Source organism: Kribbella sp. NPDC004536 (assembly GCF_042873835.1).
GTDB lineage: Bacteria > Actinomycetota > Actinomycetes > Propionibacteriales > Kribbellaceae > Kribbella.
Map to the genome: position 1 here is coordinate 1,032,080 of NZ_JBIALY010000003.1, position 25,742 is coordinate 1,057,821.

The following is a 25,742-nucleotide window of genomic DNA, read 5'->3' on the forward strand; positions in this document are numbered from 1 at the left end:
ACTCTCCTTCGCCTTGCGTGCGGCTAGGTGTAGAACATCGGCGCCTTGTGATACTGCTCGAAGGCAACTGGGTCATGCGGAAAGAACAGCTCGGCGTCGTACTCGGCCGCCAACTTCCGCAGCCGGGCAATCGATCGCGTTGCGGCCAACGGGTCGAAATGGAAGCTCGGGATACAGTCGAGGGTCAGGTTCTGCTCGGTCCACGCCGCATCGGCAGTGAAGAGCATCGGCCGACGGCCGGCGAGCTCAACCATCAGGCTGTAATGTCCGGCAGTGTGACCGGTGGTCTCGATGAGCCAGATGCCATCGGAGAGGACGACATCGCCAGACACCGTGGTCAGTCGCGTCCTGTCGAGCAGCTCGAGGAAGGTCGAGTTCATATAGCTGGACTTCTCGAACTCGTGAGGATGCAAGGCAGCGGCGTACTCGCGCTCATGGCATACGAAGGTTGCGGAGCCGAAGCGTGCGTTTCCGCCGCAGTGATCGAAGTGGTAGTGAGAATTGATGACGTGGCCTATGTCATCAGGTGAAATATCGAGAAGGCGCAGTTGCTGCACGAGCGATTGGTTCGGGGACTGCCGGGGACGAGTGCTCGGCAAGTTCCGTTGTACCGCAGCCAGATCGAACCCGGTGTCGAAGAGGTACAGGCCGGAAGCGTGGTCGATCAGCACCGAATAGCAGGGAACCCGGAGCCGTTTCGGTGACCCGCGGTTCCAGAGCATCTGCGCCTCGGTGATCTGCAGCGATCCGCTGTCGAGGATGTAGACGCGGGTAGGCATTGGCTGCTCCTGGTCGTCCGGTCGCTATACGCCGAGTGAGTCGCGGACCAGGATGACGGTGCTGCGATCGGCGACGAACTCACGTTCCATGATGAGAATTCGGCCGATGAACGCGGCGTCGGCGTTGGCGAGCTTCCAGTACTCCGGCATCGCGGTCCGGATCCGATCTGCTGCTTGCGGTAGGCAGTACGACCGGATGCGGAGCAGGGCTGCCTCGAGATCGGGGACGACCTTCTGTTCGCCGACGATCCAGAACGCGTGCTCCGCTGCGGCCGCGTACGCCCCGAGGATCGTGCCGCGATCAGAGGCCGCCACCATGATGCCGTCCTCGGTGATCGCCTGCAGGCTGCCGACGACGACCGGTGGACAGGCGGCAACTCTGATCTGCTCACGGACATGGCTGGTCATCTGGGTCCGCAGATCAGCGGAGAACTCGGGGAGAAACGCTCGCAACGATCTCGGATCACCTGACTCGTCGATGTCCGCAAGGATTCCGGCATCCCGAAGCGTCATGCTGTTCGCGGTGAAGATCTGCTTCGCGGGAGGCAACAGCTGCTGCAGCAGCGCTCGTGCCTGGGGTGCGTCGTCGACGACATGCCCCGCGACGTTGCGTGCGGCCAGTCCGGTCACCACGCGCTCGAGGCGGTGGACTGTCGTTCTCGAACCATTCGCGCTCATGTGGGTCCTCCGTACACGACGAGGTTCACTGGTAAAGACCGAGCATTGATCGCATGTGGTCAGCAACAGTCGGGCTGCTCGGCCGGTGATCGTCATCGGCGGCGGGGCCGAAGAGCGGTTCCAGGTTGACACCGGGATCAGGACTGTAGAAGAACGCGAGCGACTGCCGAGGCTCGGTTGCCCGTGTGGTGTCCGTGGGCAACACCACGCGATGCATCGGAGCGGTCCATCGCCCGGAGACCCAGTTCGACAGCATGCGACCGATGTTGACGATCAGGGCGCCGGGCTCGAACGGGACGTCATGCCAATGCCCGGTCGAGTCCTGTACCTGCAGTCCTGCCGCGGTGGTCGAAAGGATGGTGAAGCAGCTGCGGTCGCGATGGGCGCCGAAGCGGAGCTGCTCGGGTTCCGGTTCTTCTTCGAGCCGCGGGTAGTGGATGGTCGCCAGCATGCTGAGTTGGTCGTGCGACCGGGCTGCGAAGAATTCGTCGGGAAGTCCGAGGGCCAGCTCGAAAAGGCGTCCGACTACTCCGACCAGCGACCGCATCGCGGCGAAGTAGTCGGTCAGCGCGGTGCGGAAGGCCGGCAACTGATCCGGCCACACGTTGACGGGGTAGTACTCGGGATACGTCGTTTCGACCGCTTGGCAAGGCCGGTCGTTGCCTATCGAGAAGAGCTCTTTGAGGTCGAACGGGGAATCGGGAGCCGACGAGGTTGACGCCCGGAGACTCCGCGGTGGCCGATATCCCAGCATGCTGCCGGTGGAGGGCCGGCAGGAGCGCTTGATGTGCTCCGGGAGGGCGAAGAACGATTGCGAGGTGTTCCAGACATCCTCGAGCAGACCTCCCAGGCCGTGCTCTGTCAGAAGGAAGAATCCGGCTTCGCGGCAGGCACGGTCAATGTCTTGCGCAGCCGCAAGCCGCGCGGTCTCCGACGTCGCCGCGCGGCTGACGTCGATGCTTGGAATGAAGATCCTCTCGAGCCGGGTTCTGCTCATGATCAGGCCTTCCTACCGACAAGGCGTTCTCGTCGCAGTGGTTTGAGGTGCCGCGCGGCGTGGAACGCCGCTTGGGCGTAGACCGGATCAGGGTTGAGTGAGTACTCCCGGAGACCTGCGTCGGCGAGTTTGACGACGTGCTCGTCGCCGTGTTCGACCGCTGAGTCAATGAGGTCGTCCGACCAGTCGGCATCGACCGTTGAGACTCGTGGCAGGCGCGGTTGTCCGAATGACGCTGTGATACCGGCCATGACCTTCCAGATCTCTACGAGAGTCTGGTGATGCAGCTCCGCGGACAGGTGCGGCAGCACGAACCGGATCGCTGACGGTGCCGTTACCAGATGGGCAAAGACGACAGGTAGGTCCATTCGCTCGAGGAGGATATTCGCACCCGCGGCCGTCAACCGGCTGAGTGCGCTGTTGATGTCCTCGCGGTTGCCGTAGCTGTCGAGGGCGGCCAGGAATCCTGATGTGCCACCCGTCAGCAGCAGGTGACCCATCATCCCTCGTCCTAAGGGGGTGGCGTCATCGGGCGCGTGCGGCACGAGCCGCAGAGCGCTCAGTGCATCCTGTGGACCGGCGAGGGTTGGATTGCCAGGTACGGTCTGATACCGCGACGCCCAGTACCCGAGTCCGCGCGCGAGCTCGGCAACGAGAATTGGTTCCGGCGCGACCGACTCACAACGGTCGAGCGCTCTGACGGCGTGTGCGGTTCGGATCATGCCGTGGGTCCCGGCGGCGGCCACTCCGGGGAGAAGCCGCGGCCACCAGGTACGAAGCACCGACTCCCAGTCGGCTTCCGTCAGCCGGCGCGCGAAGTAGTCGCTCCAGTCGACGACGCGGGTGAAGTCGCCGAGGGCCAGCCGCCAGGCGTCGCCGCGGTCGTCGATCGGGCGCGTCGACGTGGGAGGATCGCCCAAGCGGCGAGAGTACGCGTCGCACCACAGGGCGACGGTCTCGGGAGCGTTCAGGGCGACGAGCGCATCCGCGACCATCGGACCGTGATTCGAGAAGTGGCCGGCGAACTCGTAACCCCTGTTGCTCAGCCGGTCGAGCGCATCGCACATCGCATCCGACGCCGTGCTCATGACTTCGTCCTGATCGGATGCGCGACGTCGGCCGCGGTACTGAGCGCAACGCCGTTCGATTGCTGCAAGCGATCGATCGCCGTGTTCTCGGGCAGCCCGACGATCTCATGCCCGAGACGGTCTCGTTTCGTGACCAAGTAGTCAGTGTTGAACGGCGTGACGTGGGCCGGCAGCCGAATGGCCTCCGCGACGTGGATCCCGCAGTCCCGAAGCGCTTCGCTCTTCGCGGGGTTGTTGCTGATCAATTGGACGCCGGTGATTCCGAGATCAGCAAGGACATGTGCCGCAGCCTCGTATCGCCGCGCATCCGGCGGATGCCCCAGGTGCAGGTTGGCGTCGACGGTGTCGAGGCCGTCGTCCTGCAGGCCGTACGCGCGAATCTTCTCGAGCAGGCCGATGCCGCGACCTTCATGTCCGCGCAGATAGACGACAACACCTCTGCCGATCCGCGAAATTGCGTCCAGGCTCGCGTCGAGCTGAGATCCGCAGTCACAGCGGATCGATGTCAGCGCATCACCGGTCAAGCACTCGGAATGGATCCGCACGAGGACGTCACGGCCGTCGCCGATATCGCCGGCGACGAGGGCAAGATGCTCGACGCCGGAGATCAGGTCCTGATAGCCAACCACGCGGAACGGTCCCCGGCGCGTCGGTAGCTTGGCCTCCGTCGTTCGCCTGACCAGGCGCTCGTTCCGGCGCCGATATGCGCGCAGATCGTCGATCGAGACGAGCTTCAGCCGATGCCGGCGTCCGAACTGCAGCAGATCGGGCAGCCGCGCCATCCGCCCGTCGTCTTTCGTGACCTCGCCGATCACTCCCACCGGTCTGAGTCCCGCCAGTTTCATGAGATCGACCGCGGCTTCGGTATGACCGCCGCGGACGAATACGCCCCCGTTGACAGCTCGCAACGGGAAGACGTGGCCAGGTCGCGACAACCCTGTCGCCTGGGTGTCCGGGTCGGCGAGCACCCGCACGGTGTGGCACCTGTCGGGAGCGGATATCCCTGTGCTCACGCCACTCCTTGCATCGACCGAGACCGTGAACGCGGTGCACTTCGGGTCTTCGTTGACGACCGTCATCGGAGGCAGCTGCAGGCGATCCAGATCATCGCCGACCATCGGTGCGCAAATCAGTCCCGAGCTGTATCTGATCAACAGCGCAAGCGTCTCCGGGGTGGCCAGTTCAGCGGCGACCGTCAGGTCACCCTCGTTCTCACGATCTTCGTCGTCGACGACGATCACAGGACGGCCGGCGGAGATGTCCGTCAAGGCGTCGTCGATACTGTCGAGCCTGTGCCGATCCGTGGTGGCGGAATCAGATCTGGTCATCAAAGTTCTCCCGTACGGGCTCGTGCTCAGCCAGCAAGCGCCGAGCGATGTCTATGTCGCGTTGCATCTGCTCGATCAGGTTTGCGACGCGGCGAAACTTCCTCATATCGCGGAGTCGGCGATCGAATCGCACTGTCACGTGGCGGCCGGTCAGCGTCAGATCGGTGCGATCCAGGACGTGCGCCTCGATGCGTCTGTCGTCCTGATCGAACGTCACATTGGCTCCGACCGAGATGGCGGCAGGGAACCAATCTGATGAGACCTGCAGCCAGCCTGCGTAGACACCGTCGGCCGGTACCTCGGAGGGTGACACAGCGCGGATGTTCGCGGTCGGAAATCCGAGCTCCCGTCCCCGGCCGTCACCGCGGACGACATCTCCACGCAGACTTACCTCGGTGAGCGGGACAGCAGACGCAGCTGGCGGTTGAAGTGGCATGGTGCCCCCCCGGATCCGTGACCTCAAGCGTGAAGTGGAGAAGGCGTGGACGCGCCGACGCCGCTGAGAACCAGCCGTGCCGCGAGGGCGGCGACAGTTGCCTCGTACCCCTTGTTCTGGTCGCGAGCGGGCCAGCGGGCTCTGGCTTGGGCCTGCTCCACCGTTTCGCAAGTCAGCACGCCGAAGCCAACTGGTACTCCGAACGTGGTTGCGATGGTTGTCAGACCGATTGAAACGGCCTGACAGATGTAGTCGAAGTGGGGTGTCTCGCCCCGAACGACGACGCCGAGTGCTACAGCTACGTCGAATCCGGTTCTGGCGAGGTCCGCGACGACTACGGGCAGTTCGAATGCGCCTGCGACGCGCAGCTGGACGATGTCCGTCGCTCCGGACTCGGTCAAAGCCAGCTCAGCGCCCCGGATCAGGTCATCGACGATCGCCTCGTGCCAGCGTGCCCCTACGATGCCGACTTTGATCCCTGCAGCAGCAGGAAGACTTGTCGTCGGCGCACCTAGTCGTGCCATCCGGATCCTCCTGTCCGAATGATGCTCGGCAGCAACCGTTCCGCGTGCGCCGCGAGGTGCTTGGCCAAGACATCTGCTTCGAGGTTGACCGACTCACCGACCTTGAGGACGCCGAGGGTCGTTGCCCGGAGCGTCTCCGGAATCAAGCTGACCGTGAACCAGTCATCGGTCGTTTCGATGACTGTCAGGCTCACGCCGTCGATGGTTATGGATGCCTTGGGGATCACGTACCTCGCGACCTGCGCAGACAATGAGAACTGCATGAGACGGAACTGCGAGAACTTCTGTCTGGACATCAGCGCCGCCGTCGCATCGACGTGTCCCTGCACGATATGGCCGCCGAGCCGGCCGTCGGCGCGGACAGCTCGCTCCAGGTTCACGGCATCGCCGATTCGCAGGGATCCGAGCGTCGTGCAGCGCAAGGTCTCGGTCATGATGTCGGCGGTGAAAATATTCCGGTCATGTGTGACCGGCTTGGTCACCGTCAGGCAGACGCCGTTCACGGCGATCGAGTCACCTCTCCACGCCTCGCTCGCAACGGTGGGGGCGCGGACGTGCAGCCGGGCGCCGACGTCCTGCGTCGTGAGCGCCACGACGTGGCCGACTTCTTCGACGATTCCGGTGAACATACTGACCAACCGCCTCACAGATGTGGTTCGGCCGCGCTCGTCGGATCGTTGTCGAGAACGCCGCCGAGGCCGGTCTGTGGAAGCGCGGGGCGACGCTGAACATCAGCGTTACCCCAAGTCCTGAAGCGGTTCTGACTCGGCGCTGAAGCAGGCTGAGGTGAGGTGTGCCTTTCAACTATTGTCCAGCACAGCTTCAGAGACCGTCAGTAGCGTCGTGAGGAACAGCTCAACCCTCCACCCACCACGCGGAGCAACCTCATGCAAGATCCGGAACTGGTTCCAGACTATTCGAGCGAGACGTCCGACTTCTCCGCCGACCTCGACGCAGACTCAGCCGTTGATCGAGGGACGGTCAAGTGGTTCAGCCAGCGCAAGCGATTCGGGTTCATCACCAACGACGAAGGTGTGGACTATTTCTTCCACGAGTCGGCCGTTCCGCTGGGATCCAGAATCGGCCGGGGCGACGTCGTGACCTTCCAGCTGACGGACGGGCAGCAAGGACCCGAAGCCCGCGAACTGGCGATCTTGGAACAGGTTTCCAGCGACGAGGAGCCGGCACGTCATGGCCCATCGCGTGCGATTGTGGATCAGGTGACCGTCGAGCTGGCACTGATCGCCGTACGGCTGGCGGGAGCAGGAAAACACAGCCGCGCGGAGGCACAGCGTACGGCGGCTGCACTGCGCCGGATCGCAAACTGCCTCGATGGACTGAGCGACTGATCGCCATCAGCTCACTGGATACTCGAAAAGGCGAGCACCGGCCGTGAGCAAGGCCTGGAAATACTGACGGCCGTGGTGCCGGCAAAACGTGAGGACACCATTGTCGAGTTCGGCCTCGAGGTTCGCTCGTGCGCCGCAGCGGTCGCATCGGGCGGGTGTCATGATCTGGCCGCTGTGGGCGTCCGGCCCTTGGAAGATCAAGCTGGCCATGGGTTTTCTCCTCGCTGGTGGCGGCGTTGTGGTTACTGCCGCCTGGCGTGTGTTCAATCACAATCGTGCTCTCGAGGTGTGAAGAAAAGCTGACCTGATCCTGATATCCGCGATGCATTCTCCGGGTTCTGTTCCAGGGCTGGTTCAGGCCGATTCGGCTGCGATTTGCAATGCTGCAAGCCGGGACGAGGCCTGATGTGTTGGACTCGGGCAGCTTGGTGGTGCGGTTACATGGACAAAGATCTTGTCGGGTCCGAGCGACACCGAACGACTGTGCGGATCGCGCGCGCGATGGCAATGCTCGTGGTCACGCTCGGGGTGACCATCGGGCCGTGGCGGGCGCTGACGCTCGAGAGTGGTACCGGCGTCGAGCTGACGAATGTCTCGGCGGCTTCTTCGCGGCCTCCCGCACGCAATGCCCTCGGCAGTGTTGTCGTGGCGCAAGCCCCGAACGGTCAGGCAGAGCGAGACAGCCTCAAACCCTCTCGCACACCGCGCGCTCCGAGGAACTCACCACCATCCGCTGCGCCGGAGCAGCAGCCACAGAGCGGCCCACGGGTCGTACATCCTCCGGCGACAGAGATCGGTGGCCGGTCTCTGCCCGCGCGTCCGGTGACCGCCGCCACGTCCGCGCAACGTGCACTGTCTTACGCTCTGGCGCAGCTCGGCAAGCCCTATCTCTGGGGGGCCGTTGGGCCGGATGCGTTCGACTGCTCCGGTTTGGTACAGCAGGCATATGCGTACGCCGGCCTCGAGATTCCTCGGACATCCGCAGAGCAGGCACAAATCGGCGTGGCGGTACCAGTTGATGCGCTTCTGCCGGGTGACCTGCTGTTCTACGCCTATGACGTGACGGATCTGGCGACCGTCCATCACGTCATGATGTATGCCGGTTCGGGAACCGCCGTTCACGCGCCGAAGACCGGCGATGTCGTACGCCTTACGAGGGTGCCGTTCGTCAACCTCATCCGAGCCGTCCGGGTGATTCCAGCGGGACAGCCTGCGGCACGCGACGCCCTTCCCATGCTCACGCCGCGGACGTCAGCTCCGGGTGCTTCCACCAGGCGGCGCAATCCGTTGCTGCAGGCATTGGAGTTGCCACCCCCTCCTGGCCGGCCGAGCACATCGAACAGGCCCGCCGAACCGACGCCGCCGCCCGCGCGGCCTTCGACCAGCCATCCGAGCTCACCTCCACCGTCAACCACACCCCCGGACCCATCATCCAGCCCAACACCAACACGGCCGCCGCAACCGCCGCACCCGACGCCGACCCCAACTTCGCCGCGGCCGACCCCAACACAGCCGCAACCGCTGCCAACTCCGACGCCAACGCCGACCCCAACGCCGACCCCAACGCCGACGCCAACTCCGACGCCAACACAGCCGCAGCCGACACCGACGCCCTCGCAGCCGCCAACGTCGTCGCAGCCACCGTCGCAACCGCCGACGCCGGCGTCGGATCCGACTCCGTCAGCGTCAAGTGAGTCGGCGACGCCGACGACCAGTTCTGTTCCCCAACAGCAGGGGATCCAGCCCTGACCACTCGCAGGCACAACTTACAGAACGTGATATTCCGAGCGACCTCAGTGACGCTCCAGCGGCGGCCCAGTGACCGGCGGACAGTCGGGATCCCCGGGTAGCTGCCGCACTGATGCGCAATGAACGCCAGAGGTGACTGCAGCCCCGCCCACCTGTGGAGGCCGCCCGATGACGCTGCGCCCGTTGGCATCGCACTTGATCGACAAGAGACGTCTGGTGGACGGAGGCGAACCCGACAGGCCCGGTATCACCTGGCACAGTCCGGTCCTGCTCGTCGTCGGGGCTTTGCCTGTCTCGTCGATCCCACTGCATGTGTCCGGCCTGTTGGATCTCAGGGACCTCGCTGTCTTTGCTGTCGTTCCAGCCGTGCTGGTCGTAGCGTTCTTACTCAGCCGCCGTACGCCCGAAACCCGGTGGGCGCTTCGTGGACTGCTGGCTGGACTCGTGGCGGTCGCTGCCTACGACTGCTTGCGGTTGCCACTCGTCTGGCTCGGTGTCATGCCGGACTTCATTCCCAGGCTCGGAGGATGGGTGAGTGGACAGCCCGGGCGAAATGCTCTCCTCGGCTACCTCTGGCGGTACGCCGGGGACGGCGGAGGCATCGGGATGGCGTACTTCACGTTCTGCGGCGTGATCCGCCGTTTCCGACCCGGTCTGGTCGATGCGCGTCCGCTCGTTCTGTCGACCTTGTACGGGGTCGGAATCTGGTCAGGTCTGCTGATCACGGCCGTCGCACTGCCGCGGGGACAGGAAATGATGTTCGAAGTGACACCGAGCCGACTCGTGGCGACATTGGCCGGGCATTTGGTGTACGGACTGATTCTGGGGCTGTTTCTCCGCCGCTCGGTCGAACGTACCTGCGTCGTCTGAGGTCGCTGGATCAGCGCCGGATCAGCGACTCTTCAGGGCTTGGTGAGATCCTCGAGCGCTGCTGCGGCTTAGCGTCTTGTGACTCCCTTCTAGTGGTGAAAAGCACGCGCACAGTCTTGGGTCGTGCCGGCAGCGCTGTACGGATGCGGTACGAGCGCGTTCAGAAGGGTGCGTGGCGGAGTTGAAGCAGCTCACATGTGATGTCGTTGTCGTCGGCGGCCGGTGTGCCGGGGCTGCCCTGGCGATGTTGTTGGCTGGACGCGGTTACGACGTCGTCGTTGTAGACAAATCACACCTACCGACAGAGACACTCTCGACGCATGGTCTGGCACGAGGCGGTGTGGTGCAACTGTCGCGATGGAACCTGCTCGACGCGATCATCGCCAGCGGTGCACCGGCCGTGCATTACGCGACCCTCGGATCAGGGGGTGAGCTGACCCGGCGCCGCATCAAGGACCGAGCAGGAGTCGACCTCCTGGTAGCCCCGCGGCGTCCCGTCCTCGACGGGATTCTCGTTGACGCCGCGACGACCGCCGGCGCCAGTTTCCAGCTGGGCACCACCGTCGACGGCCTTGTCCGTGCCGACGACGGTCGTGTTCAGGGGATCGTGGCTCGGGCCGCGGACGGATCTCGGCTGGAGATCGGCGCGCGCTGGGTTGTGGGGGCCGACGGCATGCGATCGCGAGTTGCCGACTGGGTCGATGCGGACCTAGTCGAGAGTTTCCGATCGACTTGTAGCGTGTTCTACACCTATGTCGCGGATATGGACGCGACCGACTATGAGTTCCATATCGCCCCTGGAGCGTACGCAGGCGTCTTCCCCACGAACGACGACGAAGGGTGTGTGTGGATCATCAAGCCGTCCGCCACGGTCGAAGGGCTTCGGTCTGCGGGCGCTGGACGACCGGCGAAGTTCGTCGACGAGCTGACAACAATGGCGCCGACGCTGGGCAGCCGAGTTCGCCAGGGCCGTATCCAGGAACCGGTCAGGGGTGCCGCCGATCTACCGAACTTCGTCCGGCGCCCCTACGGTCGCGGATGGGCGCTCGTTGGGGATGCCGGTTATCACCGGGATCCCATTACCGGTCACGGAATTACCGATGCGTTTCGGGATGCGGAGCTGCTCGGGACGGCACTCGACCGGAGTCTCTGCGATGCAACGAGCGAGCGGGAGGCAATGGCCGCTTATCAGGAGGTTCGGGACGCGCAGCTACGCCCGACCCTGGATCTCACCCGATCGCTGACCGAATTCCCGGCCCCGGAACGCTTCGTGGAACTGCAGATCGAGCTCGCGGCTGCGCTTGATGCCGAGGCCGAGTTTCTGGCATCACTATCAGCAGGTGAGGCGCCGCTCGTCGGGCGGCGGTGACGTGAGCGCCGACGGCACACAGGTCAGGCTCCTCGGGCCGGTCGAACTGTTGCTCGGAGGACGGCTGCAGGAGATACCGGGAATCCGCCGGAAGACGATCCTCGCGGCGCTCGCTCTGCAAGCCGGTCACAAGGTGAGTATCGACCTTCTCATCGACGTCGTCTGGTCCGATTCCGTACCCGCGACAGTCAAGAACACCCTGCAAAGCCATGTCTCGTACCTGCGCCGGCTGATCGGCGTACCTGGCGCGATCGTCGCAGCTCCACCTGGCTACTGTCTCAGGTTGGGTCCAAGTTCGACGGACGTCCAGGTGGCCGAACAACTGCTCGCCGACGCTCGGGGAACCTGCGATCCTGGGGCCCGCGCAGCCTTGGTCCGGCAGGCCCTGTCCTTGTGGAGAGGGCGGCCGCTCGGCGGCCTGACCGGTCATCCCTGGCTCGAAGAACAAGGCGAGCGGCTGTCGCGGATCCACGCCATTGCTACCAAGGCCCTGGTCGATGCGGAACTGGATCAAGGCGAGCACACCTCATTGATCCCGGTGATCGAAGAGCTTGTCGGCCGCCAGCCGTTCGACGAAGATCTGCATGGTCAGCTGATGCTTGCGCTCTACAGATCGGGGCGGCAAGCCGATGCCTTGGCCGTCTTCCGGAGTCTGCGTCTCAGGCTGATCGAGGAGCTTGCGATCGAGCCGGGACGGATGATCCGCGATCTCGAAGGGGCGATCCTGCGGCAGGACCCTGCGCTCGATCTGGCGGCAGGCCCGCTGTACATATCCGCCCAGCCGCGCGTGGCGGCGACGGTTGCGCAGCTGCCTCCCCTCGGGGCCGACGTGGTCGGTCGCGACCAAGAACTCCATGCCCTCAACACCGAGCTCTTTCGGTCCCGGAGCACCGAGTCAGGTGGGCGCGCCGCAACCATCGCGCTCACTGGCATGCCTGGGGTCGGCAAGTCCACCCTCGCGCTGCACTGGGCGCATCGGCTCGCGAACGACTTTCCCGACGGGCAACTGTATGTCGATCTTCGCGGATTCGATGTCAGCGCGACGCCATTGGATCCGGCGAACGCGCTCAAGCACTTTCTGCACTCGTTCGGCTGGCACGATTCCCGAGCTGCGGACGACCTCGATCGGTTGATGGCGGCGTATCGGACCGTCGTGGCGAGCCGGAACGTGCTTGTGGTGCTCGACAACGCCCGGGATGCACAGCAGATTCGGCCTTTGCTCCCGAACTCACAGGATTCGGTCGCGATCGTCACCAGCCGCGCCGACGTTTCTTCCTTGTCCGTGACCCACAGTGCAAGCCTCATCCGGCTGCCGACCCTCGCTCCTGACGCCAGCAAGCAGCTTCTGACCCAACGTAACCATCGCGACCAGGGCGGAGTGACAGGTTCGTCGGCCCAGTTGGACGAGGTGATCCGGTTCTGCTCCGGTCTGCCCCTCGCGCTCGCCATTGTCGCTATGCGGATCGACACAAACCCTTGGATCGGGATCGATGACATCGCCAACGAAATCCGGTTCGGCGGGAAGCCGCTCGACGTCATCGACGGCGGCGAACCACTGAGCAGCCTGCGGCATCGCCTGGATCTGTCCTGCGCGACGCTGAGCACCGCGGCCGCTGCGGTTCTGGCGGCGATCGGCCGGCAGGCCAGACTGGAGCTCGGCCACTCAGACCTGCGGGACATCGGCCTGCCGAGCTCGGTCGTCCGTGCCGGACTCGGGGAGCTTGTCCGCGCCAGCCTCGTAGATCAGGCCGCTTCGGATCGCTACCGCATCCATTCCCTGGTACTCAGCTACGCGGCAGAGCTCGGCGCGGAGGGACCGTCGAGCTCCTAACGGTTCGCCATGGCCGCGGCGCAGTGATTCGATTCGGACCTGCGAATAGGGACAGGTCGCTTCAGGCCCAATCCAGGACCGCTTCAGTTCCCGTCGCCAAAATTTTGATTGCGAAGCGTGATTGTCCGGCTACCAGTCGTGTGACGACTCGCACCTATCGAGACGAACGAGGCGGTCGTACGGGTGAGGGGGCTCCGAACGCGGGCGGAATACTGAAACTTCCTGTGCCGGCGCGCTGGCACGGGAGGACCTGACAGGGCTGCGGTTGAGGGTGGGGGACCGCGGCCCTGCCAGGGAGATGGAGCCGGAGGCGACCGGCTCCATCTCTCCCCCTTGGGGTGAATGACACGACCATCGCACAGTGTCCTGAAGACGCCCTGAAGGCGTTCTGGTGCGCGGTCTACTTCAGGCGCGGACCGACGCCACTTCAGCCCAGAGTTGCAAACTGGCTACTGATCGAAGTGATGTGATTTGTAGAACCAGTTTGAAAGCGGGATCTATGCGGGCTCTTTCAGGATCGACTCGGAGTCTTCGCCGCCCAGTTGGGCCGCGTACGCCCGGAACAGAGGGGAGAGGACAAAAGAGTTCGCAGCCGTTTGCTCGATGAGACTTGCTCTGGTGAGCTCGCTCAGAGCTCGATGGACAGGCGCTGGAACCGAGGCGGACAGTCTGACGGTGCCGCCGGCCTCGGACGAGTCCGACGCGGTCAGTTGCCGAAGCACCTGCTGGGTCGTGGAAGTCAGTCGCTGATAGCTCGTGTTGTAGCTTGCCCAGAGATTGACGCTGAGATCATCGGTCAACAGCATGTTGAAGGCAGCACCCGGCGACGACATCTGGGCGGCGACCTGAGGCAACTGCTCATGGGGGTGCGTGTGGTGGCGCGCGGCAACGATCGCGAGAGCCAGGGGCACACCGCCGCAGATCTTCACGATGTGTTCTGCGGCGGGCCGGTGATTGTGCGCCAGGGGGTGGTGCTGCTTGCCGGACAGCAGTTCAACGCCGGCCGTAGTACTGAGCGGGCCGACCCGCAACAGCTGAGCGCCGTTCGTGATGGCGAGCGACGTCAAATCATTTCGGCTCGTGACGATCGCGAGGCTGTCCGGTGTACTGGGCAGCAGCGGACGGATCTGGTCAGCGTTTCTTGCATTGTCGAGAAGGAGCAAGACCTTCTTGCCGTTGAGTAAGGTCCGATAAAGACCAGCGAGGGCGTTCAGCTCGTCAGGAATGTGGTCCGACGGATGACCGAGCGTGCTGATGAGGGATTGCAACGCCTGGGTCGGTGTGAGCGGAGGGTGCGCAGGATCGAATCCTTGCAGGTCGATGAAAAGGTGGCCGTCGGGGAACGACGGCAGAATTCCGTGGGCCCAATGGAGCGCGAGCGTGGTCTTGCCGATGCCCGGCGCTCCGGAAACAGCGATCACCGGAGCAGCTGTGCCGAGCGGTTGGCGGTGGCTGCGGTCGAGGATCCGCTCGAGCTGCTCGATCTCTTGCTGACGGCCGACGAGCCTCGTGGCGGCAGGTGGTAGCTGACTGGCCGCGGTGATGACCGGGACGGACCGCTTCGACGGTGCATCGAGGGTCGGGTCCTGGCGAAGCACCGCCTGTTCCAGGTCGCGGAGCCTACGGCCAGGGGTGATACCGAGCTCATCGTTCAGCCGGATACGGAGCTCGCGGTAGGCCGCGAGGGCGTCAGCCTGCCGCCCGGAACGGTACAGCGCAGTCATCAGTTGACTGCAGAGGTCCTCGTCGAAGGGGTGGTGCTCGATCATTTCCTCGACCGTGCCGATCAGGGCACTGTGTTCGCCGAGCGCGAGTCGAGTCTCGATCAGCGACTTGGCGGTTTCGTAGTGAAGCCGTTCGATTCGTTCGCACTGCTCGTCGATCCAGGGCTGGCCGCCGATCTCGTCGAGCGGCTTGCCACGCCAAAGGTCCAATGCGGCCTGCAAGCGCGTTGCCTTCTCGCGAAGATCGGTCGTCTGCTCGGCGCTCTGGATCAGGCGCTCCGCGGCGCGAAGGTCGGTGTCGACTCGTCGCTGGTCGAGACGATATCCAGGTGAGCTGGCAACGATGCAGCCAGGGCGCCGGAGGATGCGGCGGAGGTAGGACATGTGGCTTTGCAGCGTATTGACGACCGTGGAAGGAGTGTCGCCTGACCATACGACGTCGATCAGGAAGTCGTTGCTGACCGGATGACCGATGCGCAGCGCGAGAGCTGCAAGAGCAGCCTTGCGCCGGACTCCAGGAACGTCTCGGACAGTGCCGTCGAGGACAACGTCGACCGAACCGAGCAGTCTGATCTGTAGGTTCGCCCCCTCGGCGGCCGGCGCCGACATGTCTGGAAGATCCAGCGTGGTTGCAACGTGCAGGTCCGGGCCGTGCTGGGGCTGGCTGTCGAGGCGGGTATCGCCTCGGGGAAGTGTTGTCATCGTGACTCCTCGATCGCAGGGGGATCGCTACTACTGAAAGTCGGCTGTGGGTTGGGTCGAATTGATCGGCGGATGCGAAATCGCGGTGTGGGCTTAGGCGGCTGCTGGTAGGCGGTCCAACACGGTCTATCCGCGATGGTTCGTGTAACGCCGACTCGGCAATTTGCGATGTTCGGAGTGCAGGGCTCCTCGATGCGACACCAGTGCTCGAGACGTCCTCGATCGTTGCGCGGTACAGAACCTCAGCCATGCCGCGGGCCTTGGTGCGGAACTGAAACAGATGGCCATCTCGCCTCCAGCGATCGCTTGTCTCTCGATGACACGTCGAGAGCGGAGGCGGCGCATCCGTGCTCAGTACGGAACTTCAGTACGCATTCAGGCCGACCACAGGGTGATTCACACGCGCAGTGATCGAGCACTGCCCGAGAGGAATCGTTCGGCCGGACCGTCAGGGACCACGGAGCGAGTCAGGATTGAAATCAGCGTGGCTTCAGTGACTTCTGGCAGCGTGAGATGCCCGTGTCGGCCGTCGTTTCTGATCTTCAGTAGAGGTGTTCGTTGTTGGATCGTGCGATCTCTATCGCATCGCTCGTCGGCTTGTTGGCAATCTGCGGATGTGCTGCGCACGATCACTCCGGCGCTGGTGGAGCCGCGCAGGTCTCCACTGCGGCGCCGATGCCGGTACAGAGTGCTGTATCGCGTGAACAGCAACATTCCGCTGCCACACCCTCGGCAGAGCGGAAGGCAAGCAAGCCTGCTGGCAATCCGAGCAGTCCCGAGATGAGTCCGCCGGCCAGTAGCCCACTCGGGGCGAGTCGAGCGAGGATCACCAGCTTCCGCATCAGGTCGAAGCCGAGTTGTTCGAGCAGCGGTCCGAGCACGTCGTTCCCAGGAGAGCCGGTCGTGCTCGAGTGGGACGTGGAGGGTGCCGATCTCGTGACGGTCTCGGTCGACGGACCTGGCATCTATGGGACCTATCCCGCTCATTCGAGCGCCGAGTTTCCCTTCTCCTGTGGAGATCTCCCGTCGAACTCCTTCGCCAAGCACAGCTACACCCTGGCAGTCGGTGAGACTGCGGATGTACGCCGGACGCTTACCGCGACCGCTCAGGTCAACTAGCCCGAGTCAGGAAGTCTGCAGCTCGGCTTCAGTGGTCCGAGTCAAGCTGTGGACAGAAGGCCGCGGCCTGGGGCATCGAAGAAGCGGCAAACTCGGAAGTCTGAAGGTGGACTGACGTGAGTGACATGGAACGCTTGGTCGCCGACCTGGTCTGGGTGCGGAGTTTGATCGCGAACAGCCCTCAACTGGCCAAGATGAACTACACCCTGATCGAACGGGACGGCACCATCACGGTCGAGGTTCGTGGGTCTCATTTCGAGGCTCGGGCGTGGCGGGCCGCCATCAACGGCCGGATCTGCCCCTCGCATGTCGACGTGCACGGCGTCCGTCGGCAGCTGGTCGTGGGCTGGCACGTGCAGGTACAGGTTGTCGAGCCGCCGGCCGCGGTAGATGTCGCCTGATGGCCTGAGAACCTTGGACGTTCGTTTGTTCGACGAGATCGATCGACAGATTCTCCGGCTGCTCCTGGCTGACGGCCGGATGCCCAACAACGCTCTGGCGGATGCGGTCGGGATCGCTCCGTCGACCTGTCTGGGCCGAGTCCGGGCGCTCCGGCGGAGCGGTGTGATCCGTGGCTATCACGCGGACGTAGACACCCGTGCGCTCGGACTACCATTGCAGGCCGTTGTCGGAATCCGGACCGCTCCGCACTCGCGCAGCAAGGCCGACGAGTTTCTCGCCTGCCTCTGCGCACTGCCGGGTGTGCTGTCCGCGTTTCATGTCACTGGCCCGATCGACTACCTTGCGCACGTCGCTGCCGAGTCGGTGCACGCCCTTCGTGACGTTGTCGGCACCCGTATCGCGACGCATCCGATCGTCGTGAACACTGAGACATCGCTGGTCTTCGAGCATGTCTACGCGCCGACGGGGAACTGAACTCGGCACCGTGATCGCAGCCAAGGTGGTATTGGCGTCGCCGGCTGAACGGGCGCGGGTGTTGACGACGATAGCGACAGTGTTCGAGGCCGATGCCGCATTCCGGTTCCTGTTTCCTGTCCGGGCGTCCCATGCCCGCGACGTCGCGGCTTTTTCCGGTGCCTTGTTCGACAAGTGCGTCGCGCGGGGAACGGCGTGGGTGGTCGACGGCGGGTCGTCGATCGCGCTGTGGGATCGGCCGGCCGAGGTCGGGGAAGAGGACTTGCCGGATCGGCCGGGACCGACGCTGTCAGCCGGCGCGACAGCTCGCCTCCAAACGTACGGTGAGATCGTGCACGGCAAGATGCCGTCGCCTCATTGGTACCTCAGTGTCCTGGCGACGGATCCTGCCCATGCGGGAAGGGGGTGGGGCCGAGCGGTGATGGCCGCGGGCCTTGACGAGGCAGCCAAGACCGGTATGCCCGCGTACCTCGAAATGTCCAACCCAAGGAATGTTGCGATGTACCAACGTGCAGGCTGGACGGTGGCCGAACGAGTGAACGTGCTAGGGCTACCGGTCTGGATCATGGTTCAGCGAGGTACGAAGTAGTTCCAGGTTTTGCCGTGGTTGGTGCTGGTGATGACGTTGTTGCCGTTGTACTGCATGCCGTAGACGAAGTCGCCGACTGTTTCGAGCTGGCCCAGGTCGGTCGGCGGGGTGAGTGGTTTGCCGGCGCCGGGGCGGAGGAGTGCGCGCTTCTTGCCCTGGTAGAGCGCGAGTCCCGTGCCGTTGTCGAAGGCAACGGGCGACTGTAGGTACGGCGCGTCCCGGGTCGCCACTGTTGTCCAGTGTGCGCCGCGGTCGGTGGACAACCGCAGCGGCACCTGGCCGACCGGTTGGCCGGGTTTCATGCCGGGGACGACCACGAGCGTGTTGCCGTTCGGGCTGACGCCCAACCAGCCGCCCATCCGCCCCGGGCTGATGACGGAGTGACCCCAGGTCTTGCCGTGGTCGTCGGTCCAGTAGATGTTGGCGACACCGCTGTTCCTGGCGGCGACCACCCACCACCGTCCGGTCGAGTCGCGGAACGGCTGGCCGGCGTTGTCGATGCCGGGAATCTTGACCTCGCGCAGGATGCCGGTCTCGGGATCGAGCGCCCGGAGCGTGCCGGACGCGATCAGTACGTCGGAGTCGCCGAACTCGGTGGTCGGTCGAGCCCAGCGCAGCTTCTTCTCGATCCGGCCCTGATCGGTCAGCCGCACCAGTAGCGACTGGGACCAGGTCGGGTCGGTCCCCTTCATGCTCGTCGGCATCGACACCGCCATCACCTCGTCGCCGTCCCGCACGACCACGTACCCGGTCTGGCGCACCGGCGCGGTGGTCCGTACCCCGTCGCGGCTCAGCACGGCGGCGCAGTTGTACTTGTATCCCGGCGCGGGCGACGACCACACCGAGGCCCACCGCGTCGGTGTGCCGAACGCGACCGCGAACGCCCCCGACTTCTTGTCGTGGACCAGCTTCTCCGCCGCCTGGTCGACCGGGATCGGTGCGGCGGCCGGCGGCTTCTCCGTACCGGTCACGTTGCCGAGCGGCAACACGGCGGCCGCCACGGCGAGCGCCACCACCCCGACGACACCCGCTCCGGTGAGCGCCTGCCGACGATGACGCCGGCGGTTGCCTCGCCGCTCGAGCACCTCGAACGGCGGCGGCTCGACAGTCTCCTGGATCTCCCAGGACAGTTCCTTCAGCTCAGACATGGTTGACCTCCTCGGCGAACTCCTGGACCAGCGGGGCCAACCGCGCCCTGCCCCGGGAGAGGCGCGCCTTGACCGTTCCCAACGGAACCCGCAGCTGTACGGCGATCTCACCCACCGGCAGGTCGGCGATGTGGTGCAGCACGATCGCCTCGCGCTGTTCGTACGGCAGTTGCCGCAACGCCTCGACCAGCGCGACCCGATCCGCGGACAGCCCGGCGACCACGGTCTCGGGAACGTCGACGCGGGAGAGCAGCCCTTGGAACTTGGCCGCGCGCCGGTACCGCCGGCGTACGGCGTTCAGCGCGACCGTCCGCAACCACGCCTCCGGGTTGTCGAGCTGAGCGAACCGCCGCGGCTTCTCGACCGCCCGTACGAACGCCTCCTGCACCGCGTCCTCGGCCACGCCCAAGTCCCCGCAGACCGCGAACAACTGCCCGACCAGCCGCCGGTAACACCCGTCGTACAGCTCGCGCACCCTGTCGCCGTCCGCCATCACCACTCCCTGGATCGACCTCTTTTCCTGCACGAGTCCCGGCAGGCCCATCCGGTTGCAACGTGATGGTGACATCGGGGAAATGTCAGGTGCGAACAGGGGTGACATAAATGTTCCCGACAAGGTTGCCGCCACGACCGGGAGGGGACTCGGATGGGTCTCAGTCAGCCGACGGATGCCGAGCTGGACGCGATGATCAGGGCGCGGCTGGCCACGATCGGTATCGATCTCGACCAGTTGCCGGCCGGGAAGGCGCCGGATCCGCAGACCGGGAGCCCGGGCCGGGACACGGCGCTCGCGAGCCTGCGGGACTTCATGCGGACGACCGTGCTGCCGCTGAGCTCGTACACGTTCGCCGCCGATGCCGCGCTCGCCCAGCAGGCCGCACCGCCGGCGTTGTACCCGTCCATCGACGTCGTCCGGGAAGCACGATGAGCGCGCCGCAGGACGACCAGGTCGACCGGCGGTCGTTCCTGTACCGCGCGAGCGCGCTGGCCGCGGCGACGACCGTCGGTTCGGTCGCGTTGCCGTCGATCGCGCACGCGGCGCCCGCGGCAACAGAGCCGCCGGCGCTCGTCGAGGCCCCCGCTCGGTCGGTCGACCTCACCGAACTGACGATCGCCGAGGCCGCCACGCTGATCCGCAAGGGCCGGCTGACGCCCGAGGACCTGGTGCAGGCGCATCTGGACCGGATCGAGGCGTTCGACTCGACGTACCAGGCGTTCAACCGGGTATTGGCCGACGAGGCGCTGGCGCGGGCCCGGTCGCTCGGGCGTCGCCGCGGTGGCGCGCTGCACGGCATCCCGCTGGCGATCAAGGACAACTACTACACCGCCGGTGTGACCACGACCGCGAACTCGTACCTGTTCCAGAATTTCGTGCCGCCGTACGACGCGACCGCGGTCCGGCGACTGACCGCGGCCGGTGGCATCGTCCTGGGCAAGACCCAGATGGGGCCGTTGGCAACGACTCGCGCGACCACTCCGGACGGCCGGATCACCACGGTGAACGCCTGGACGCCGGCCGACCCGAGTACGGATCCTGGCGGTTCGTCGTCCGGTTCCGCGACCGCGGTCGCGTCGCGGATGGCGACGTCGAGTGTCGGGACGCAGACCGGCGGCTCGATCACGGCGCCCTCGAACGCGCAGAACCTGACCGGGCTGAAGCCGACGATGGGCCGGGTCTCGCTGCACGGCATCGTGCCGCTCAGCTACACCCGGGACCACCCGGGGACCCTGGCGCGGGACGCGATGGACGCGGCGATCATGCTGACGACGATGGCCGGGGAGGACCCGGAAGACCCCAGAACCCAAGGGCTTCCGCCGGTGCCCGACCTGGTGACCGCAGCCACCCCGATCGTCCGGGCGGGTCGCGTCAGGTCGCGCTGGCGGACGCGGATCGGCGTGATTCCGGGGTACACCAGCGGTACGTCGGAAGCCGCTGCCGCCCGGACCGCCGCGCTCGGCGTGCTCGCCGGGATCGAGGGCCTGTCGGTCGTCGACGTCACCATGCCGGACGAGTGGGACCTGCTGACCAACGCCGCCTTCAACAACGTACGGCTGCCCGAACGGAGCGAGCCGTTCCTGCCGATGCTGCGTTCGGACCTGCGTGGCTTCGGCGTGTCCGTGACCGGCTGGCTGCAGGGCGCGCTGCTCGGCGCGAACGAGTACCTGATCGGTCAGCGCGCCAAACTAAGGCTGCTCGAGCGGGTCCTCGACGACCTGTTCGCGCAGTGCGACGTCGTCGTCCAGACCTCCCCGACCCCGTTCGACGCGCTCGGCCTGCCGGAACTGGCGCTACCGATCGGCTTCACCACGGCCGGGTTGCCGATCGGTACCATCCTCGGCGGCAAGCCGTACGGCGAGGACCGCCTGCTGGCCGTCGCCGCCGCCTACCAGGCCAGTACCGACTGGCACCACCGCCGTCCCGCCGACCCGGTCGTACCAGCAGCCCGCACTCTCGCCCGGGCCGACCGCGGCCGCATCCTGGCCGAGGAGGTGCCCGACCTCATGCAGTAGCAGTGAGGCGGAGAACCCGGGCCGACGGTTCGGCGACCTGGGTCGCGACGGTGAGCTTGCCGTCGGCCCAGGTGTAGGTCCAGTCGCCGGTGTCGGTGGGGAAGTGCGGCGCGAACTCAGCCGTCGGGAGGTCGAGGGTGACCGACGCCGGGCCCGGACCGCGGTGCCAGATCGCCAGGTACGAGGTGTCGCGGCCCTGGAGGCACAGCGCGACCCATTCGTCGTTCCATCCCGGAAGCCCCAGGGGCCAGGTCGGTACGAGCGTGTCGAGGTCCTCCAGTACGACCCGGTGCGCGGCCAGCGCCGAGCGGACCAGGTCGAGCTCGGCCGTGGTCATCCGGTTCAGGTGACCGGACAGGTACAGGCGGCCGAGAATGCCGTTGACCAGGGCGAACGTGAACTCCTCGCGGGTCGTGCCGGTGATCGGGTACGCCCAGTGGCCGGCCTGTTCGGGGAGTACGGCGGCCGGCGCCGCGGCGGCGATCGGTGCGTAGCGCAACGGATCTTCCTGGTCCGAGGTCGACTGCAGGTGCAGCCGGGACAGCATCGCGTAGTCCATCCGCTGGGCGCCGGACGCGCAGTTCTCGATCAGCAGGCCGGGATGACGCGCGTGCAGGTCGTCGATCCAGTCGAGCAGCGCCCGGTTGTGTTCGAGCAGACCGTGGCCGAGCGAGGTCCCGCCCTTGTCGGTGCCCGGTCCGGTCATGGTGTTGTTGTCGAACTTGAAGAAGCCGACGCCGAACTCCGCGACGAGCCGGTCGACGGTTTCGTCGAGGTGCTTGCGCGCGACCGGGCTGCGCAGGTCGAGAAGATAGCGGCCGGACTCCGAGACCCGGGTGCCGCGGCGGGTGAGGAACGCGTCGTCGGGCAGTTCGGCGGCGATGGGGGAGCGGACGCCGATCACTTCGGGTTCCAGCCAGAGTCCGGGCACCATGCCGCGGTCGCGGATGCGGTCGATCACCTCGGCGAGGCCGTTCGGGAAGCGGGTGGTCGACGGTTGCCAGGCGCCGACGGTGTTCCACCAGTCGCCTTCGGCGTACCAGCCGGCGTCGATGCAGAAGTAGTCGGCCCCGGCCTCCGCGGCGGCGTCGATCAGCGGCAGGAGTTTCTCCGTGGTCGGATCACCGAGCAGCGTGTTCATGTAGTCGTTGAAGATCACCGGCATCGGGTTGTCCGCCGGCCGGACGCGTCGGACCGCGCGCCGCTGGCGGGTCAGCGCACCGAACACCCCGTCGCGATCCGATCCGGCGACCAGGGACACCGGCACCGTGACGAACGGTGCGTCGGCGCTGATCGTGACGCTCCACTGGTGTTCCTGATCGGTCGGGCCGCTGAGCAGCAGGTAGCCGCCGCGCCGGCTCTCACCGAGCTCGTAGTGCCACGGGCCGTTGTGCTCGATCTGCCAGCCGAGCGCGTACGGCGTGCTCCGGCCGGTCAGCACGCCGATCGGCAGTCGCTCTCCGGTCGACCACGAGTTCGTACCCGTCTCGGCGTGCCGGCTCCTGGCGACGTGCTGGTGCGCATCGCTGACGATGTCGGCCAGTTCGCCCGAGCGCAGTGATCGGACCGACCAGCGTGACTCGGCCATCCAGCTGTTCGAGGCCGAGTACAGGTCGGCGTCGACCGACGGGAGCCCGACCACAAGCGAGGAGAGGAAGGTCAGTTCGAGCGCACCCGCGCCGGTCACCGAGGCCTCGGTCCAGGCCTGGACTCCGGCTCCGGACTCGAACACGCTGGTGATCTGCAGTCCGGTACCCGGTGCCTCTTGAACGATGCGCAGGGTCGTCGCGGTCTGTTCGTGCCGGACGTACCGCAACTGCTGCCCGAGAACCGTGTCGACGTGCCGGTTGCTGCTCGGTGATCGCCCGGACCCGACGGCCTCCACTTCGACGAGCGGCTGGGTCGGTGCCTCGAGGTCCGGTGCAGCCGTCACCCGGACAGGTCCGTCGTCGAGGAGAAAGGCCAGGGTCAGGTCGGGCGTAGTCCAGCGCAGCAGGTTGTCCACAGACTCTCAATCCGTCGTACGGCGTTCGAGGAGGTAGTCCTCGACGGTGAAAAGGTGGGCGGCCATTCGGGTCCGGGCCCGGTCGGGGTCGCCGAGGGTGAGCGCGGCGAGGATCGACAGGTGCTCCCGGTGGGCCGTCTCGTCGGCTCCGGGCTGGGCGATCGAACGGCGCAGCCGATCGCGCATGGTCCGGCCACCGAGGGCGTCGATGAGCGCGGACAGTACGGGATTGCCGGCGGCCTCGGCGATGATCCGGTGGAACGCGATGTCGTTCTCGATCACCGTCTCGTGGTTCGGTTCGGCCAGCGTCAGCTCGATCTCGTTGCGGCGCAGGAGTTCCGTCGCGGCGGACAGCGCGTCGCCGTCGATCTGCAGAGCGGCCAGCGCGGCGGCCTCGGTCTCGAGCATCCGCCGGACCGAGTGCAGGTGATGCGCGCCGCTGGCATGCTGCAGGTCGACCACGAAGCCCATCGGTGCGAGCAGCATCGAAGGGTCGAGCGCAGTGACGTACGTACCGTCGCCTTGCCGGGTCTCGAGCACTCCCATGATCGAGAGCGCGCGGACGCCTTCGCGCAGCGCGTTCCGCGAGACGCCCAGGGCCGGCGCGAGTTCCTTCTCGATCGGCAGCCGCCCGCCGGGCAGCAGCCGGCCGTCGATCAGCATCTCGCGGATGCTCTGCACCACGACGTCGGTCTGCGAGGCTCGCTCCGGTACGGCGGGCTTGACGGCGCTCATGTCGACGCGCCCACGGCACGCTCCGTCCAGTAGCTGCCGTCCGGAAAGCGATAGGTGTCGAGCGATTGCCTGTACATCTCGGCACTGTAACCGGGCGCCGTCGGCAGCACGTACGCGCCGTTCCGCACCACGCAAGGCTCGACGAAGTGTTCGTGCAGGTGGTCGACGTACTCGGTAACGCGGTGGTCGAGCGATCCGGAGACCGCGACGTAGTCGAAGATCGCCAGGTGCTGGACCAGCTCGCACAGCCCGACCCCGCCGGCGTGCGGGCAGACCGGGACCCCGAACCAGGCGGCGAGCAGGTACACCGCGAGGATCTCGTTGACGCTGCCCAGTCGCGCGGCGTCGAGCTGGCAGTAGTCGATCGCGCCGGCCTGGAACATCTGCTTGAACAGCACGCGGTTCATCCCGTGCTCGCCGCTCGCGACGCCGATCGGCGCGACCGCCTTGCGGATCGCGGCGTGGCCGAGGACGTCGTCGGGGCTGGTCGGCTCCTCGATCCAGAGCGGATCGAACTCGGCCAGCGCCTTCACCCATTCGATCGCCTCGGGCACGTCCCACACCTGGTTGGCGTCGATCATCAGGTGCACCTTCGGCCCGAGGACCTCGCGGGCGATCCGCAGCCGGCGGATGTCGTCGTCCAGATCGGCGCCGACCTTGAGCTTCACGTAGTTGTAGCCGGCGGCAACGGCTTCCTCGCAGAGCCTGCGGAGCTTGGCATCGGAGTACCCGAGCCAGCCGGCCGACGTCGTGTAGCAGGGGTAGCCGGTGTTCTCGAGTTCCGCGATCCGTTGCCTACGGCCACTTTCTCGCGAAGCCAGCAGGGTGATCGCCTGCTCGCGGGTCAGGGCGTCGGTCAGGTACCGCAGATCGGCGGCGTCGACGAGTTGCTCGGGCGACATCTCGGACAGCAGTTGCCACAGCGGGACCTCGGCGCGCCGGGCGGCGAGATCCCAGACCGCGTTCATCACCGCCGCCAGCGCGAGATGGACGACGCCCTTGTCCGGGCCGAGCCAGCGCAGCTGCGTGTCCGACTGCAGTTCGCGATACACCGCGCCGAGATCGTCGCAGAGCTCGCCGACGTCGCGCCCGATCAGGGGCTGGGCGCGCTGCAGCGCCGCGGCGACGCACAGATCGGTACCGCGGCCGATCGTGAACGTGAACCCGTGCCCGGACAGGCCGTCCGCGTCGGTGTGCAGGACCACGTACGCCGCCGAGTGGTCGCCGTCCTTGTTCATCGCGTCGGACCCGTCCTGGGTCAGCGAAGTCGGGAAGCGGACGTCGACGGCCTCGACCGAGGTGATACGGGGCATGGCGGCCTCACCTGTAAATAGA

The 25,742-nt window shown here is 65.9% G+C and carries 25 protein-coding genes; 10 read left to right on the forward strand and 15 right to left on the reverse strand.

What is annotated here, in order from left to right:
- Nucleotides 1-23: 23 nt before the first annotated feature.
- From ACFYRU_RS30285 to ACFYRU_RS30320, 8 genes are read right to left on the reverse strand one after another with little or no spacing between them, the layout of a single operon-like run.
- Nucleotides 24-779 (reverse strand): N-acyl homoserine lactonase family protein, encoded by a 756-nt coding sequence (locus tag ACFYRU_RS30285; RefSeq protein ID WP_387664637.1) that lies wholly within the window; start codon nucleotides 777-779, stop codon nucleotides 24-26.
- A 24-nt stretch (nucleotides 780-803) separates the two neighbouring features.
- A complete protein-coding gene (locus ACFYRU_RS30290) occupies nucleotides 804-1,457 on the reverse strand; it encodes an LUD domain-containing protein (RefSeq protein WP_387664640.1) in 654 nt (217 codons plus the stop codon).
- Nucleotides 1,458-1,482: 25 nt separating this feature from the next.
- Nucleotides 1,483-2,454 (reverse strand): isopenicillin N synthase family dioxygenase, encoded by a 972-nt coding sequence (locus ACFYRU_RS30295; protein WP_387664642.1) that lies wholly within the window; start codon nucleotides 2,452-2,454, stop codon nucleotides 1,483-1,485.
- Nucleotides 2,455-2,456: 2 nt separating this feature from the next.
- On the reverse strand, nucleotides 2,457-3,542 hold the full coding sequence (locus tag ACFYRU_RS30300; RefSeq protein ID WP_387664645.1) for a hypothetical protein: 1,086 nt from the start codon (nucleotides 3,540-3,542) through the stop codon (nucleotides 2,457-2,459).
- Entirely contained in the window at nucleotides 3,539-4,870 is a 1,332-nt protein-coding gene (locus tag ACFYRU_RS30305; RefSeq protein WP_387664647.1) for a bifunctional 3,4-dihydroxy-2-butanone-4-phosphate synthase/GTP cyclohydrolase II, read from the reverse strand. Before ACFYRU_RS30305 ends, ACFYRU_RS30300 begins: the two co-directional genes overlap by 4 nt.
- Complete coding sequence (locus ACFYRU_RS30310; protein WP_387664650.1) at nucleotides 4,857-5,306, reverse strand: riboflavin kinase; 450 nt, start codon at nucleotides 5,304-5,306, stop codon at nucleotides 4,857-4,859. The genes ACFYRU_RS30305 and ACFYRU_RS30310 overlap by 14 nt, the downstream gene beginning before the upstream one ends.
- Before the next feature lie 23 nt (nucleotides 5,307-5,329).
- Complete coding sequence (gene ribH / locus ACFYRU_RS30315) at nucleotides 5,330-5,830, reverse strand: 6,7-dimethyl-8-ribityllumazine synthase (protein WP_387664653.1); 501 nt, start codon at nucleotides 5,828-5,830, stop codon at nucleotides 5,330-5,332.
- On the reverse strand, nucleotides 5,818-6,459 hold the full coding sequence (locus tag ACFYRU_RS30320) for a riboflavin synthase (protein ID WP_387664656.1): 642 nt from the start codon (nucleotides 6,457-6,459) through the stop codon (nucleotides 5,818-5,820). The genes ribH and ACFYRU_RS30320 overlap by 13 nt, the downstream gene beginning before the upstream one ends.
- A gap of 258 nt (nucleotides 6,460-6,717) precedes the next feature.
- On the opposite strand from ACFYRU_RS30320, the gene ACFYRU_RS30325 reads away from it, so the two are divergent.
- Complete coding sequence (locus ACFYRU_RS30325) at nucleotides 6,718-7,179, forward strand: cold shock domain-containing protein (RefSeq protein WP_387664659.1); 462 nt, start codon at nucleotides 6,718-6,720, stop codon at nucleotides 7,177-7,179.
- Between the two features lie 6 nt (nucleotides 7,180-7,185).
- Here the strand turns inward: ACFYRU_RS30325 and ACFYRU_RS30330 are convergent, their stop codons facing one another.
- Nucleotides 7,186-7,389: a hypothetical protein gene (locus ACFYRU_RS30330; RefSeq protein ID WP_387664662.1), complete on the reverse strand. Its 204-nt coding sequence runs from the start codon at nucleotides 7,387-7,389 to the stop codon at nucleotides 7,186-7,188.
- A 297-nt stretch (nucleotides 7,390-7,686) separates the two neighbouring features.
- Here ACFYRU_RS30330 and ACFYRU_RS30335 point away from each other — a divergent pair, with 297 nt between their 5' ends.
- From ACFYRU_RS30335 to ACFYRU_RS30350, 4 genes are all read left to right on the forward strand, one after another.
- Complete coding sequence (locus tag ACFYRU_RS30335; protein ID WP_387666053.1) at nucleotides 7,687-8,928, forward strand: C40 family peptidase; 1,242 nt, start codon at nucleotides 7,687-7,689, stop codon at nucleotides 8,926-8,928.
- Between the two features lie 168 nt (nucleotides 8,929-9,096).
- Nucleotides 9,097-9,798: a hypothetical protein gene (locus ACFYRU_RS30340; protein ID WP_387664665.1), complete on the forward strand. Its 702-nt coding sequence runs from the start codon at nucleotides 9,097-9,099 to the stop codon at nucleotides 9,796-9,798.
- 172 nt (nucleotides 9,799-9,970) lie between these two features.
- Nucleotides 9,971-11,167: an NAD(P)/FAD-dependent oxidoreductase gene (locus ACFYRU_RS30345; RefSeq protein ID WP_387664667.1), complete on the forward strand. Its 1,197-nt coding sequence runs from the start codon at nucleotides 9,971-9,973 to the stop codon at nucleotides 11,165-11,167.
- Nucleotides 11,139-12,998, forward strand: a complete 1,860-nt coding sequence (locus tag ACFYRU_RS30350) for a BTAD domain-containing putative transcriptional regulator (protein ID WP_387664670.1) — start codon at nucleotides 11,139-11,141, stop codon at nucleotides 12,996-12,998. The genes ACFYRU_RS30345 and ACFYRU_RS30350 overlap by 29 nt, the downstream gene beginning before the upstream one ends.
- Nucleotides 12,999-13,495: 497 nt before the next feature.
- Here the strand turns inward: ACFYRU_RS30350 and ACFYRU_RS30355 are convergent, their stop codons facing one another.
- Complete coding sequence (locus ACFYRU_RS30355; RefSeq protein ID WP_387664672.1) at nucleotides 13,496-15,424, reverse strand: BTAD domain-containing putative transcriptional regulator; 1,929 nt, start codon at nucleotides 15,422-15,424, stop codon at nucleotides 13,496-13,498.
- 1,235 nt (nucleotides 15,425-16,659) lie between these two features.
- Here ACFYRU_RS30355 and ACFYRU_RS30360 point away from each other — a divergent pair.
- Genes ACFYRU_RS30360 through ACFYRU_RS30370 form a run of 3 tightly spaced genes read left to right on the forward strand, consistent with a single transcriptional unit; the run spans nucleotide 16,660 to nucleotide 18,008 of the window.
- A complete protein-coding gene (locus ACFYRU_RS30360; protein ID WP_387664675.1) occupies nucleotides 16,660-16,944 on the forward strand; it encodes a hypothetical protein in 285 nt (94 codons plus the stop codon).
- 25 nt (nucleotides 16,945-16,969) lie between these two features.
- On the forward strand, nucleotides 16,970-17,419 hold the full coding sequence (locus tag ACFYRU_RS30365) for an Lrp/AsnC family transcriptional regulator (protein WP_387664678.1): 450 nt from the start codon (nucleotides 16,970-16,972) through the stop codon (nucleotides 17,417-17,419).
- Nucleotides 17,420-17,429: 10 nt separating this feature from the next.
- The gene (locus ACFYRU_RS30370; protein WP_387664681.1) at nucleotides 17,430-18,008 is read left to right on the forward strand and encodes a GNAT family N-acetyltransferase; all 579 of its coding nucleotides are present in this window, start codon (nucleotides 17,430-17,432) and stop codon (nucleotides 18,006-18,008) included.
- Here the strand turns inward: ACFYRU_RS30370 and ACFYRU_RS30375 are convergent.
- A complete protein-coding gene (locus ACFYRU_RS30375) occupies nucleotides 17,990-19,156 on the reverse strand; it encodes a hypothetical protein (RefSeq protein ID WP_387664684.1) in 1,167 nt (388 codons plus the stop codon). The genes ACFYRU_RS30370 and ACFYRU_RS30375 overlap by 19 nt on opposite strands.
- A complete protein-coding gene (locus tag ACFYRU_RS30380; protein ID WP_387664687.1) occupies nucleotides 19,149-19,724 on the reverse strand; it encodes an RNA polymerase sigma factor in 576 nt (191 codons plus the stop codon). Before ACFYRU_RS30380 ends, ACFYRU_RS30375 begins: the two co-directional genes overlap by 8 nt.
- Before the next feature lie 78 nt (nucleotides 19,725-19,802).
- On the opposite strand from ACFYRU_RS30380, the gene ACFYRU_RS30385 reads away from it, so the two are divergent.
- On the forward strand, nucleotides 19,803-20,084 hold the full coding sequence (locus ACFYRU_RS30385; RefSeq protein ID WP_387664689.1) for a hypothetical protein: 282 nt from the start codon (nucleotides 19,803-19,805) through the stop codon (nucleotides 20,082-20,084).
- On the forward strand, nucleotides 20,081-21,667 hold the full coding sequence (locus ACFYRU_RS30390; RefSeq protein ID WP_387664692.1) for an amidase family protein: 1,587 nt from the start codon (nucleotides 20,081-20,083) through the stop codon (nucleotides 21,665-21,667). The genes ACFYRU_RS30385 and ACFYRU_RS30390 overlap by 4 nt, the downstream gene beginning before the upstream one ends.
- On the opposite strand, the gene ACFYRU_RS30395 is transcribed toward ACFYRU_RS30390, so the two are convergent.
- The 3 genes from ACFYRU_RS30395 to ACFYRU_RS30405 are packed head-to-tail and all read right to left on the reverse strand — an operon-like array spanning nucleotide 21,657 to nucleotide 25,720.
- On the reverse strand, nucleotides 21,657-23,672 hold the full coding sequence (locus ACFYRU_RS30395; protein ID WP_387664694.1) for a glycoside hydrolase family 36 protein: 2,016 nt from the start codon (nucleotides 23,670-23,672) through the stop codon (nucleotides 21,657-21,659). The two genes, ACFYRU_RS30390 and ACFYRU_RS30395, sit on opposite strands and share 11 nt — an antisense overlap.
- Before the next feature lie 6 nt (nucleotides 23,673-23,678).
- Entirely contained in the window at nucleotides 23,679-24,407 is a 729-nt protein-coding gene (locus ACFYRU_RS30400) for a FadR/GntR family transcriptional regulator (protein WP_387664696.1), read from the reverse strand.
- Complete coding sequence (locus ACFYRU_RS30405; RefSeq protein ID WP_387664699.1) at nucleotides 24,404-25,720, reverse strand: L-fuconate dehydratase; 1,317 nt, start codon at nucleotides 25,718-25,720, stop codon at nucleotides 24,404-24,406. The genes ACFYRU_RS30400 and ACFYRU_RS30405 overlap by 4 nt, the downstream gene beginning before the upstream one ends.
- Nucleotides 25,721-25,742 lie beyond the last annotated feature (22 nt).

Excerpts from the sequence above, each read along its gene's own strand:
- ACFYRU_RS30285 (WP_387664637.1), bottom strand. The coding sequence starts at position 779 with ATGCCTACCCGCGTCTACATCCTCGACAGCGGATCGCTGCAGATCACC.
- ACFYRU_RS30290 (WP_387664640.1), bottom strand. The coding sequence starts at position 1,457 with ATGAGCGCGAATGGTTCGAGAACGACAGTCCACCGCCTCGAGCGCGTG.
- ACFYRU_RS30295 (WP_387664642.1), bottom strand. The coding sequence starts at position 2,454 with ATGAGCAGAACCCGGCTCGAGAGGATCTTCATTCCAAGCATCGACGTC.
- ACFYRU_RS30300 (WP_387664645.1), bottom strand. The coding sequence starts at position 3,542 with ATGAGCACGGCGTCGGATGCGATGTGCGATGCGCTCGACCGGCTGAGC.
- ACFYRU_RS30305 (WP_387664647.1), bottom strand. The coding sequence starts at position 4,870 with ATGACCAGATCTGATTCCGCCACCACGGATCGGCACAGGCTCGACAGT.
- ACFYRU_RS30310 (WP_387664650.1), bottom strand. The coding sequence starts at position 5,306 with ATGCCACTTCAACCGCCAGCTGCGTCTGCTGTCCCGCTCACCGAGGTA.
- ribH (WP_387664653.1), bottom strand. The coding sequence starts at position 5,830 with ATGGCACGACTAGGTGCGCCGACGACAAGTCTTCCTGCTGCTGCAGGG.
- ACFYRU_RS30320 (WP_387664656.1), bottom strand. The coding sequence starts at position 6,459 with ATGTTCACCGGAATCGTCGAAGAAGTCGGCCACGTCGTGGCGCTCACG.
- ACFYRU_RS30325 (WP_387664659.1), top strand. The coding sequence starts at position 6,718 with ATGCAAGATCCGGAACTGGTTCCAGACTATTCGAGCGAGACGTCCGAC.
- ACFYRU_RS30330 (WP_387664662.1), bottom strand. The coding sequence starts at position 7,389 with ATGGCCAGCTTGATCTTCCAAGGGCCGGACGCCCACAGCGGCCAGATC.
- ACFYRU_RS30335 (WP_387666053.1), top strand. The coding sequence starts at position 7,687 with ATGCTCGTGGTCACGCTCGGGGTGACCATCGGGCCGTGGCGGGCGCTG.
- ACFYRU_RS30340 (WP_387664665.1), top strand. The coding sequence starts at position 9,097 with ATGACGCTGCGCCCGTTGGCATCGCACTTGATCGACAAGAGACGTCTG.
- ACFYRU_RS30355 (WP_387664672.1), bottom strand. The coding sequence starts at position 15,424 with ATGACAACACTTCCCCGAGGCGATACCCGCCTCGACAGCCAGCCCCAG.
- ACFYRU_RS30375 (WP_387664684.1), bottom strand. The coding sequence starts at position 19,156 with ATGTCTGAGCTGAAGGAACTGTCCTGGGAGATCCAGGAGACTGTCGAG.
- ACFYRU_RS30380 (WP_387664687.1), bottom strand. The coding sequence starts at position 19,724 with ATGTCACCATCACGTTGCAACCGGATGGGCCTGCCGGGACTCGTGCAG.
- ACFYRU_RS30385 (WP_387664689.1), top strand. The coding sequence starts at position 19,803 with ATGGGTCTCAGTCAGCCGACGGATGCCGAGCTGGACGCGATGATCAGG.
- ACFYRU_RS30390 (WP_387664692.1), top strand. The coding sequence starts at position 20,081 with ATGAGCGCGCCGCAGGACGACCAGGTCGACCGGCGGTCGTTCCTGTAC.
- ACFYRU_RS30400 (WP_387664696.1), bottom strand. The coding sequence starts at position 24,407 with ATGAGCGCCGTCAAGCCCGCCGTACCGGAGCGAGCCTCGCAGACCGAC.
- ACFYRU_RS30405 (WP_387664699.1), bottom strand. The coding sequence starts at position 25,720 with ATGCCCCGTATCACCTCGGTCGAGGCCGTCGACGTCCGCTTCCCGACT.